The organism is Calothrix sp. NIES-3974 (assembly GCF_002368395.1).
Lineage (GTDB): Bacteria > Cyanobacteriota > Cyanobacteriia > Cyanobacteriales > Nostocaceae > NIES-3974.
In genome coordinates, this window is record NZ_AP018254.1 from 5,974,002 (window position 1) to 5,985,875 (window position 11,874).

Genomic DNA, 11,874 nt, shown 5'->3' on the forward strand with positions numbered 1-11,874 from the left:
GGAAAAAGAAAATTCCAGACAATTTTGAGACAATTTGACAATTTATTGGTATGTCGGGTGGGAGGAAGAGTGAGGAGAGAAACATTTGCTTGGTGTCATCAATCAATATGGCTGTGGATTGGTGTGTTCTAAGTTAGCGGGTGCATGGGAAGGTTTTTTCTACTTCGGTTGTTGACTTGTTACCTGTTGGGTTAGGCGATGTCAGACGGGTAGTGCCCGCAATTGCTGTTTGACCCCAGAATCCCCGCTCCTTCAGGACGGGGAGTATGTCAATTAGGTATTATCCTGATTATTTTTTAGTCCTTGCTTTGATATTGCTTGCTAAAAAAATTAGGAAGTGAGCAGTGGTAATTTAGTGGTGGGTTGTTCCTGTGAGGGGCTAACTGGAAGTCGCCTTGATACCAGCTTTATCATTCCCCCAGTTCCTGTATATTTCCGGAAATATGCTGTATTTTGAGGGTAAGAAGATTTAAATAGGGAACATTTTCATGATTTTTCGTTAATGCTACTTGTTTTTGATCCCCATTCCGATAGAATAACTATGCCGAGTCATGCAAATTTCAACTTTACTAGACACATGTAACAGTGTGTTCTCAGCAAGAGATGCAATTCAACCACACACATGAATCAATTGAATAACGGCTTTACAATTTTTCTCAGTTTGCTAGTCGAAGCACTGCCATTTTTGTTATTGGGAGTTTTGTTTTCGAGTCTGCTACTCTTTTTAGTAGATGAACGCAAACTCATTGAGCATATTCCGAAAAATCCTTTAATTGGCGCACTGGTTGGTAGTTTGATTGGCTTTTTGTTTCCGGTTTGTGAATGTGGAAATGTTCCAGTCGCGAGGCGTTTGATTATGCAGGGTATTCCGACCCCCGTTGCCATCGGATTTCTACTTGCTGCTCCTACAGTCAATCCCATCGTCATCTGGTCTACTTGGCTAGCGTTTCGTGACCAACCAGAAATTATTATCCTGCGGGTTGTTTTTTCCTTGATTATTGCGACAGCAATCGGATTTATTTTCAGTTTCCAAAAAGATTTAACACCGATTGTCGAATCCAGTGTAGCGAGATATTTAAAGTTTAATCCACCACCAGAAACCAAACGTCAGCGTCAACGGGATGCAGCTAGACAAATTCAAACTGTGGGTGGTTCATCCATGTTGCTGCAACCAGGTAGTTATATTTTAGGTGGTCGGGGGACTCAATTAATCCGCTTAGAAACAGATGCAATGGAAGCGGCGATGAACCCAATTGCTCAGAATAAACCATTACGCGATCGCCTTGCTTTAGTATTAGATAATATTATCCAAGAATTGCGGGAATTGGGAGCGGTCATGATTATCGGTAGTGCGATCGCGGCCGCAGTTCAAGTTTTAGCTCCTAGACAGTTGATTTTAGGGTTAGGTGCAGGGCCAGTTAGTTCGGTTGTGGCCATGTTGATTTTAGCCGTTGTGGTGTCAGTTTGTTCGACGGTGGATTCATTTTTTGCTTTGTCATTTGCTTCTACTTTTACCACTGGTTCCCTACTAGCATTTTTGGTATTTGGTCCGATGGTCGATATCAAAAGTGTCGGTTTAATGATGTCAATATTTAAAGCCCGTGCCTTAATTTATTTGTTCTTGTTAGCCGGATTAATGACCTTTGTCATGACTTTATTTTTGAATTTGCACGTGTTTTAGTACCTGAAGACGCAATCCAATTACAATCCTCCATCAAATCAGTTCAGTTAAACTCAGTATGGTGTCAATTCCCAAACGAAAACGGAAACCTCGCTTTCCCCAGTTTCCCCCCCGAATTTTACCTTGGCTAGATGTAATTGCGATCGCGGCTTGGGGAGTACTACTACTGTACTACTGGCAAGCAAATAAGTTAGAGTTACTAATCCAGCGTGACTTTTTTTGGTTGATCATCACCGCAGGTTTCGGACTGTTATGTGTGGCCTTGTTAAAATTCAAACAAATGATATCGACAAGGCGAGTCAAAGAAGCATCCCCTCAACAACATATTTCCGTTTTTGCTCCTGGTTGGGGTTCGGTGCTACTTCTAGTTGTGGCAATATCCGGTTTTTTAATTTCCCCCCAAGTATTCGCCAGTGACCATGCTTTGAATCAAAACCTTTCCGAAATCCTTTCATCTAGTCGGGTCAGACCCCAATCATTTCGTTCTTCCCGTCGTCCAGAGGAGCGCACTCTCATTGATTGGGTGCGTACTCTCAGTGTTTACCCGGAACCCGATGCCTACACTGGTCAAAAAGCTAAGGTAACAGGGTTTGTCATTCATCCCCCGGAAACAGGTGATAATTTGATCCTGTTATCGCGGTTTGTCATTACCTGTTGTGCCGCAGATGCCTATCCCATCGCCCTTCCTGTGAAGCTAGAAGGAAGCCGTCAAGATTATCCACCCGATACTTGGTTGGAAATTGAAGGAAAAATGATTACCGAGACGATTGCGGGAACCAGACGTTTAACTATCGCCGCCAATAATATCAAAAAAATTCCTCGTCCAACAAATCCCTACAGCGATGAAAGGGATAGTTAAAAAAGTTCGTAATTGATAATAGCCGTTGCTAAGGCTTGCACCTAGATAATTTGTAGTCAAAGACTGTTGAAGACGGGGATTTAGGTATAGGCGAAGGGGAATTAAACCCAAAAATTACGTAGCTTGCTTTCCGCGTAGCGGGTATTAGGAATTAGTTAAAGTTGGATAGAAAATTTTTGGATGTAGCACAAAAAGACATAAAGGTATCCTGTCATACCTTCTGTGATTTTCCATCCTTCAAAGCCGTCTTTTTGTATCCTTGTTCTGTGAAGCATAATTTTGACCCCGGAATTTTTGAGACATAACGTTAATTTGTAACGCTGATTTAGCAAACAAAAAAATGTCGAGTAAAAAAACTCTGTTATTACCATTAGACCGAGCAGCGATCGCGACTATTCTTGTTTTGGTATTATGCCTAGGAATTCTAGTTGCTCAAGGTGACGTTGTTCGCGCTAGCGTTCGCGATTTTAGTTGGGAAAACAAATATGTGGGAGCAGATGATATTTCCTTTTCCCTGATTTTTAATCGTCCTATGGATAATCAGAGTGTGGAAAAAAACCTCAAAATCGAACCACCTCTTCTAGGTAAATTTAGTTGGGTAGGACGACGCATGGTATACACCTTGGAATATCCTGCACCCTACGGTTCCAAATTTCAAATTTCCCTAGATAATGCCCAAGATAAATTTGCCAAACATAAATCCGAAAAACGCACCATCAAACCTTTTCGCAGTGAATTCAAAACACGCGATCGCGCGATCGCCTATATTGGTGTACAGACGCAAAAACCTGACCCAGAAGGGAAAAAGCTTGTTGTTGATAATCAAGAAAAAGGACGCTTAGTTGTTTATAATTTGACCCAAGAAAAGAAACAGATTCTGACTCCACCGGATTTGGTCGTCATGGATTTTCAACCCTATCCCGATGGTTCACGTATTCTCTTTTCGGCACGTCCCAGTCATGATATAAATCCCCTATCAGCAAAAATCTATTCTGTCACCACCGGAATTAGTCCCCAACCCGACAGCGAACCAGAACCACCAGGTAGGATTGATTTGATGGTTGATAGCAAAGAATACCAAAACTTGAAATTTGACCTTTCCCCAGACGGTAAAACCATTGTTGTGCAACGGGGAAAAGCCAATAATCCTGGTGATGTCGGTTTATGGTTTATGTCTGCACAACCACCCAATCCCGGTGAAAAACCCCAACTCAAACGGATTGAAACTGCTCCCACGGGTGATTTTATGATTACACCCGATAGTAGTGCGGTTGCGGTTTCCCAAGGTGAAGGTGCTGCCATCATACCGATACAAGAAGATGCCAAAAAACCCCTGGATTTCTTACCCCAATTTGGTGTGGTACAATCCTTTGCCAAAGATGGTAGTAAAGCTGCAATGGTGAGCTTTAATCGTGACTTCACCAATCCAACCCAATCCCTGTTTTTAGTCAACAACCAAGGACAACAAAAAGAACTACTCAAAATCCCCGGTTCAATTATCGATAGTCAGTTTGACCCAGCTGCACCGGTTCTTTACACTTTGATTTCCCAACTAGTCCCCGGAGAACAATATATCGAACAACCCTACCTAATTTCCATTAACCTCAAAACCAATAAACAAACACCCCTGGTGGTATTTCCACCGGGACAGAGGAATATCAAAATGAGTCTTGCACCCGATGGAGTCGGGTTATTATTCGATCAAGTCATCCCTCAAAATCCCAATCTTCCGCCCAGTAAAAACACACCACGCACCAAGGAAGGAGAAGTTATTGACAGCAGCAGTCTCTGGCTAATGCCTGTTGCTCCCGATTTAAGTTCCATTTCCACCACGGAAATTAAACCTCAACAACTTCCCTTTGCCGGTTTTTATCCCCAGTGGCTACCCTAAAACAAATCCAAATCTGTGACAGCGCCTAAACTACTGGATGCTACTAACTTAGCATATTTACCCAAAATGCCTTTGGTATAACGGGGGGGTTTCGGTTGCCACTTTGCTCGACGTTGCTGCAATTCTGCCTCGGAAACATTTAATTGCAGTAAACGAGCATGGGCATCTATCGTAACACTATCTCCTTCTTCAATTAAAGCAATATTTCCACCCACAGCTGCTTCCGGTGCGACGTGACCTACCACCATACCGTAGGTTCCACCAGAAAAACGACCATCGGTAATCAATCCCACCGAATCTCCCAGACCTTTGCCAATAATAGCCGAAGTCGGAGCCAACATTTCCCGCATTCCCGGTCCACCCTTGGGTCCTTCGTAACGAATTACCACCACATCTCCAGCTTTGATTTTATCCTCAAGAATTGCCTCTAAACATTCCTCTTCCGATTCAAACACCCGTGCTGGTCCCGTGATTTGAGGTTTTTTCACCCCCGTAATTTTGGCAACTGCTCCTTCTGTGGCCAAATTACCCTTCAATATCGCTAAATGTCCCTGGGGATACATGGGATTATCCCAGGGACGAATGACATCCTGTCCCGCAGGTGGTTCAGCCGGTACATCCTTTAAAACTTCACCAATAGTTTGCCCGGTAATTGTCAAACAATCTTCATGTAACAAATCATGCACCAGTAGCATCTTCATCACTTGGGGAATCCCTCCAGCCCGATGTAAATCCGTTGCCACGTAGCGACCACTTGGTTTTAAATCGCACAATACCGGTACACGGGCACGGATGGTTTCAAAATCATCCAACTTTAAATCAACACCTGCTGCATGGGCGATCGCTAAAAAATGTAATACAGCATTGGTGGAACCACCCACCGCCATAATCACAGAAATCGCATTTTCAATCGACTTGCGGGTAATGATATCACGGGGTAAACGCTGTTGGCGAATGGCCTCCACTAACACATGACCGGATTTTTCTGCACTCTCGGCTTTTTCCCCATCCTCAGCTGCCATTGTTGAAGAATAGGGTAAACTCATTCCCATCGCTTCAAAAGCAGAAGACATCGTATTTGCTGTATACATTCCACCGCAGGAACCAGCCCCAGGACAAGCACGACGCTCAATTTCCAGTAATTCCTGCTCGTCTATTTTACCAGCCTTGAAGGCACCCACCGCCTCAAAGGCACTGACAACCGTTAAATCACATTCCCGGTAACTACCAGGTTTAATCGTCCCCCCATACACAAAAATAGCCGGAATATTCATCCGGGCGATCGCAATCATCGAACCGGGCATATTCTTATCGCAACCACCAATGGTCAATACCCCGTCCATACTTTCGCCATTACATGCAGTTTCAATGGAATCGGCAATCACCTCCCGTGATACTAGGGAATATTTCATCCCCTCCGTACCCATTGAAATTCCATCACTAACTGTAATTGTTCCAAATACTTGTGGCATTCCCCCTGCAGCGCGAATACCCTTATCGGCTCTGAGAGCCAAATCATTCAACCCCATATTGCAAGGGGTAATTGTACTATAGGCGTTGGCAATCCCCACAATGGCCTTACTAAAATCCTCATCTTGAAAGCCCGTAGCTCGCAGCATCGCCCGATTTGGAGAACGTTGCACCCCTTGAGTAATCGCCTTACTTCTAAAATTTTCTGACATTTTGATTCCCCTAGCGCCACCATAACTCTACCTTTGGCGCTTCTCCTCTGATGATTATTCCAAAATATCAGATTTTGGCTTTTTTTGGCTTTTGGCGATCGCAATATGTTTGTATAAAAGAATTACCCTATTTATAAATCAATACGCTTGGTGTTAAAGATAACTGTAGGTTGGTTGAGGCTTTGCGTAGACTGTTGATTTTGTGGAAATTTACCCATAAGTTCACACAGTTTTTGTGATGATCTCGTCCCGATGCTCCGCGTGGGGACGCATTCCACGGGGGCTACTACCTCAAATCAGGAAGCAGAGCTTCCCTATATGTATCAACAGCCGGAGTATTGGAACAAGTTTATTGATTTATAAATAGCAGGATTCCGTAGATATAATCCACGGAATCCTGCAAATATGACATTAAAATGAAAAAAAAGACCTGGCATCGAGCTATTTTGACGGGAGGCAACCCTCCAGCTATCGTCGCCGCAGCAGCGTTTCACAACTGAGTTCGGGATGGGTTCAGAGTGGTTCCACAGCGCCATCGACACCAGGAAAACTTGTGGGGAATCAAAGTTCCCTGAAGAATGGATAGAGATTAGTATTAGTAGTAGTCAAAAGGTCAAGCCCTCGGTTTGTTAGTACTTCTAGGCTTCATATGTTGCCACACTTCCACCGAAAGCCTATCAACACATGTTCTATGTGTAACCTTACTCCCAAATTGGGATGAGAACACTCATCTTGAGGTGGGCTTCCCACTTAGATGCTTTCAGCGGTTATCCGCTCCGAACATGGCTACCCAGCGTTTACCGTTGGCACGATAACTGGTACACCAGAGGTTCGTTCTTCCCGGTCCTCTCGTACTAAGGAAGACTCCTCTCAATGTTCTAACGCCTGCACCGGATATGGACCGAACTGTCTCACGACGTTCTGAACCCAGCTCACGTACCGCTTTAATGGGCGAACAGCCCAACCCTTGGGACGTACTTCCGCCCCAGGTTGCGATGAGCCGACATCGAGGTGCCAAACCTCCCCGTCGATGTGGACTCTTGGGGGAGATCAGCCTGTTATCCCTAGAGTAACTTTTATCCGTTGAGCGACGGCCATTCCACTCTGAGCCGTCGGATCACTAAGACCTACTTTCGTACCTGCTCGACTTGTGGGTCTTGCAGTCAAGCTCCCTTCATGCCTTTACACTCGCCGCACGATTTCCAACCGTGCTGAGGGAACCTTTGCGCGCCTCCGTTACCATTTAGGAGGCGACCGCCCCAGTCAAACTGCCCACCTGAAACCGTCCCACTCCCGGCTCACGGGAGATGGTTAGAATTCTAGCTTCGCGAGAGTGGTATCTCACCGTTGGCTCCATACTCCCCACAAGGAATATCTCTTCGCCTCCCACCTATCCTGCGCACGCCAAGCCCGAACCCAATTCCAGGCTACAGTAAAGCTTCATAGGGTCTTTCTGTCCAGGTGCAGGTAGTCCGTATCTTCACAGACAATCCTATTTCGCCGAGTCTCTCTCTGAGACACCGTCCAGATCGTTACGCCTTTCGTGCGGGTCGGAACTTACCCGACAAGGAATTTCGCTACCTTAGGACCGTTATAGTTACGGCCGCCGTTCACCGGGGCTTCGGTCGTCAGCTTCAGCCCGAAAGCCTGACCAACTTCCTTAACCTTCCGGCACTGGGCAGGCGTCAGCCCCCATACTGCGTGATTTCACTTCGCGGAGACCTGTGTTTTTGGTAAACAGTCGCCTGGACCTCTTCACTGCGACCCAAGTTCTACCTTGGGCACCCCTTCTTCCGAAGTTACGGGGCCATTTTGCCGAGTTCCTTAGAGAGAGTTATCTCGCGCCCCTCGGTATCCTCTACCTCCCCACCTGTGTCGGTTTCGGGTACGGGTCAAATGCAATTTCCGTAGTTCGAGCTTTTCTTGGAAGCCTGACTATGCCACTTCGATTCCGTAGAATCTCGTACTCCCATCTCATCTCAAGACGTTTTCTCCGTCTCTCTCCAACTTAATGGTTGAGCCGGTAACCAACATCCGGCTGACACTCGCCTTCTCCGTCCCTCGCTACAATTACATCCAAGTACGGGATTCTTAACCCGTTATCCATCGACTACGCCGTTCGGCCTCGCCTTAGGTCCCGACTTACCCAGAGTGGACGAACCTGCCTCTGGAACCCTTGGGGTTTCGGGGTATTGGATTCTCACCAATATTTGCGCTACTCAAGCCGACATTCTCACTTCTGTTTCGTCCACTGCTGCTTGCCGCTACAGCTTCTCCCTACTACAGAACGCTCCCCTACCACTTATTTCTAAGTCCGCAGCTTCGGTACTACGTTTAGTCCCGTTCATTTTCGGCGCAGGAGCGCTTGACCAGTGAGCTATTACGCACTCTTTCAAGGGTGGCTGCTTCTAGGCAAACCTCCTGGTTGTCTATGCACTCCCACCTCCTTTGCCACTTAACGTAGATTTTGGGACCATTAGCTGGCGGTCTGGGCTGTTTCCCTCTTGACGATGAAGCTTATCCCCCACCGTCTCACTGGCTAGGTGTTAACTTGGTATTCTGAGTTTGTCTCGATTTGGTACCGGTCTCCCAGCCCGCACCGAAACAGTGCTTTACCCCCAAGTGATATTCCTAACCGCTGCGCCTCAACACATTTCGGGGAGAACCAGCTAGCTCCTGGCTCGATTGGCATTTCACCCCTAACCACACCTCATCCGCCAATTTTTCAACATTGGTCGGTTCGGACCTCCACAAGGTGTCACCCTTGCTTCATCCTGGACATGGTTAGATCGCCAGGGTTCGGGTCTATAAATACTGATTTTCGCTCTTTTCAAACTCGCTTTCGCTTTGGCTCTGACATTCCCGTCTTAACCTACCAGTACCTATAACTCGCCGGCTCATTCTTCAACAGGCACGCTATCACACGTTTAATCGTGCTCTAACTGCTTGTAGGCTGATGGTTTCATGTTCTATTTCACTCCCCTCCCGGGGTTCTTTTCACCTTTCCCTCGCGGTACTGTTTCGCTATCGGTCACGCAGACGTATTTAGCCTTACCGGGTGGTCCCGGCTGATTCACATGGAATTTCACGTGCTCCATGCTACTCGGGATACTGCTTCTATCTGTTTAGTTTTCGACTACAAGACTTTCACTTTCTCTGGTGCATCTTTCAAATGCTTCGTCTAACCTTCAGATTCGATTTTGTCGCAGTCCCACTACCCCAAGTTACATGTAACTTGGTTTGGGCTTCTCCCCGTTCGCTCACCACTACTTGGGGAATCACTTTTGTTTTCTTTTCCTCTGGCTACTAAGATGTTTCAATTCGCCAGGTTCGCTCTTTCCTGTCTATATATTCAACAGGTAGTATTCTGGGTTCCCCCATTCGGATATCTCCGGCTCTCTGTTTGCTTCCAACTCCCCGGAGCTTTTCGTTGGTAACCACGTCCTTCTTCGCCGCTGCGTGCCTAGGTATCCACCATCAGCCCTTTCTCGCTTGACCTTCTCACTCGACTCTTTGCTCTCCCTTCACAATCGCAAAGTTTGTGCAATGATTCTCTGTGTTCTACTACTACTGCTTTCTTCTCTATCCAATTTTCAAGGTTCTTTTACTGAGCTTTCACTCAGCATTTGATACTTTATCTTGGTTTCCCACCACTGTATCAGTGCTAAGTTTCTCTCTCTTATTTACCCATTTAACTGAGAATCTCAAAATACTCAATTAAATCAATGTGGAGGTTAGCGGACTCGAACCGCTGACATCCTGCTTGCAAAGCAGGCGCTCTACCAACTGAGCTAAACCCCCCTGAATAATTTGTAATTTCTAATTCCCAATTGGCAATTAGCAAGAAGATAATTACCAATTATGAATCACGAATTACCAATTATCATCAGGTGGGCCATCCTGGACTCGAACCAGGGACCTCACCCTTATCAGGGGTGCGCTCTAACCACCTGAGCTAATAGCCCCTACGCCTGAATTCTCTCTGTTACGAACCTAATTATAGTTTGAAAGCTGAATTTTCCCTCATTCCCCACGCTCGACCTGGGATTGACCAGCTTGTGATTGGTTTGTTGGCTTTTCCATCCAATCTACAAGTAGGTAGGTCTCCCTAAAAGGAGGTGATCCAGCCACACCTTCCGGTACGGCTACCTTGTTACGACTTCACCCCAGTCACCAGCCCTGCCTTCGGAATTTCCCCCCACGAATGGTTAGGATAACTACTTCGGGCGTGACCAGCTTCCATGGTGTGACGGGCGGTGTGTACAAGGCCCGGGAACGAATTCACCACAGTATGCTGACCTGTGATTACTAGCGATTCCTCCTTCATGTAGGCGAGTTGCAGCCTACAATCTGAACTGAGCCACGATTTCTGAGATTTGCTTGCAGTCGCCTGCTTGCTGCCCATTGTTCGCAGCATTGTAGTACGTGTGTAGCCCAGGATGTAAGGGGCATGATGACTTGACGTCATCCCCACCTTCCTCCGGTTTGTCACCGGCAGTCTCCCTAGAGTTCCCCACTTAAGGCTGGCAACTAAGGACGAGGGTTGCGCTCGTTGCGGGACTTAACCCAACATCTCACGACACGAGCTGACGACAGCCATGCACCACCTGTGTTCGCGCTCCCGAAGGCACTCCAGTGTTTCCACCAGATTCGCGACATGTCAAACCCTGGTAAGGTTCTTCGCGTTGCATCGAATTAAACCACATACTCCACCGCTTGTGCGGGCCCCCGTCAATTCCTTTGAGTTTCACAGTTGCCTGCGTACTCCCCAGGCGGGATACTTAACGCGTTAGCTACGGCACTGGTAGGGTCGATACTACCAACGCCTAGTATCCATCGTTTACGGCTAGGACTACTGGGGTATCTAATCCCATTCGCTCCCCTAGCTTTCGTCCCTCAGTGTCAGTTACGGCCTAGCAGGGCGCTTTCGCCACCGGTGTTCTTCCCAATCTCTACGCATTTCACCGCTACACTGGGAATTCCCCCTGCCCCGAACGTACTCTAGTCTTGTAGTTTCCACCGCCCTTATGCGGTTAAGCCGCACGCTTTAACAGCAGACACACAAAACCACCTACGGACGCTTTACGCCCAATCATTCCGGATAACGCTTGCATCCTCCGTATTACCGCGGCTGCTGGCACGGAGTTAGCCGATGCTTATTCCTCAAGTACCTTCATTCTTATTCCTTGAGAAAAGAGGTTTACAACCCAAGAGCCTTCCTCCCTCACGCGGTATTGCTCCGTCAGGCTTTCGCCCATTGCGGAAAATTCCCCACTGCTGCCTCCCGTAGGAGTCTGGGCCGTGTCTCAGTCCCAGTGTGGCTGATCGTCCTCTCAGACCAGCTACAGATCGTCGCCTAGGTAGGCCTTTACCCCACCTACTAGCTAATCTGACGCGAGCTCATCTCTAGGCAGCTAGCCTTTCACCTCTCGGCACATCCGGTATTAGCAGACGTTTCCATCTGTTGTCCCAGACCTAGAGCCAGATTCTCACGCGTTACTCACCCGTCCGCCACTATCTCCGAAGAGACCGTTCGACTTGCATGTGTTAAGCATACCGCCAGCGTTCATCCTGAGCCAGGATCAAACTCTCCGTTTTGTCTCCACAAAATTTCAAGCTTTCTTTAGCTCTTTTTGCTATATTGATTTTGGCTGATTTTTTTAGACCTCAGCCTCGTCTTTATTTTCTCTCAACGTTGGGCTTCGGTTTAATTCGCTTTCAAACTATTTCTTTTTTCTAGGTTCGATGTTTCCTGAAGCTT

Annotated in this window: 4 protein-coding genes, 2 tRNA genes and 3 rRNA genes; 3 read left to right on the top strand and 6 right to left on the bottom strand. The window is 46.8% G+C overall.

Features of this window, described 5'->3' with window-relative positions; genetic code table 11:
- Nucleotides 1–622 precede the first annotated feature (622 nt).
- The 3 genes from CDC37_RS23765 (at nucleotide 623) to CDC37_RS23775 (ending at nucleotide 4,431) form a co-directional block, all read left to right on the top strand.
- Nucleotides 623–1,681, top strand: a complete 1,059-nt coding sequence (locus CDC37_RS23765) for a permease (protein ID WP_096625737.1) — start codon at nucleotides 623–625, stop codon at nucleotides 1,679–1,681.
- A 58-nt stretch (nucleotides 1,682–1,739) separates the two neighbouring features.
- A complete protein-coding gene (locus CDC37_RS23770; RefSeq protein WP_096625739.1) occupies nucleotides 1,740–2,540 on the top strand; it encodes a TIGR03943 family putative permease subunit in 801 nt (266 codons plus the stop codon).
- Between the two features lie 340 nt (nucleotides 2,541–2,880).
- Nucleotides 2,881–4,431: a hypothetical protein gene (locus tag CDC37_RS23775; RefSeq protein ID WP_096625741.1), complete on the top strand. Its 1,551-nt coding sequence runs from the start codon at nucleotides 2,881–2,883 to the stop codon at nucleotides 4,429–4,431.
- On the opposite strand, the gene ilvD is transcribed toward CDC37_RS23775, so the two are convergent.
- The 6 genes from ilvD to CDC37_RS23805 all read right to left on the bottom strand — a co-directional run bounded on the left by ilvD (nucleotide 4,428) and on the right by CDC37_RS23805 (nucleotide 11,711).
- Nucleotides 4,428–6,113, bottom strand: a complete 1,686-nt coding sequence (gene ilvD / locus CDC37_RS23780; RefSeq protein ID WP_096625743.1) for a dihydroxy-acid dehydratase — start codon at nucleotides 6,111–6,113, stop codon at nucleotides 4,428–4,430. The genes CDC37_RS23775 and ilvD overlap by 4 nt on opposite strands.
- A 428-nt stretch (nucleotides 6,114–6,541) precedes the next feature.
- Nucleotides 6,542–6,659 (bottom strand): 5S ribosomal RNA (gene rrf / locus CDC37_RS23785).
- 63 nt (nucleotides 6,660–6,722) lie between these two features.
- A 23S ribosomal RNA gene (locus CDC37_RS23790) occupies nucleotides 6,723–9,611 on the bottom strand.
- Between the two features lie 230 nt (nucleotides 9,612–9,841).
- A tRNA-Ala gene (locus CDC37_RS23795) sits at nucleotides 9,842–9,914 on the bottom strand.
- A gap of 90 nt (nucleotides 9,915–10,004) precedes the next feature.
- A tRNA-Ile gene (locus tag CDC37_RS23800) sits at nucleotides 10,005–10,078 on the bottom strand.
- 146 nt (nucleotides 10,079–10,224) lie between these two features.
- A 16S ribosomal RNA gene (locus CDC37_RS23805) occupies nucleotides 10,225–11,711 on the bottom strand.
- Together the 16S, 23S and 5S rRNA genes with 2 tRNA genes alongside form the textbook arrangement of a ribosomal RNA operon.
- Nucleotides 11,712–11,874: the final 163 nt, after the last annotated feature.

Coding starts and splice junctions, on each gene's coding strand:
- CDC37_RS23765 (WP_096625737.1), top strand. CDS start 623: ATGAATCAATTGAATAACGGCTTTACAATTTTTCTCAGTTTGCTAGTC.
- CDC37_RS23770 (WP_096625739.1), top strand. CDS start 1,740: ATGGTGTCAATTCCCAAACGAAAACGGAAACCTCGCTTTCCCCAGTTT.
- CDC37_RS23775 (WP_096625741.1), top strand. CDS start 2,881: ATGTCGAGTAAAAAAACTCTGTTATTACCATTAGACCGAGCAGCGATC.
- ilvD (WP_096625743.1), bottom strand. CDS start 6,113: ATGTCAGAAAATTTTAGAAGTAAGGCGATTACTCAAGGGGTGCAACGT.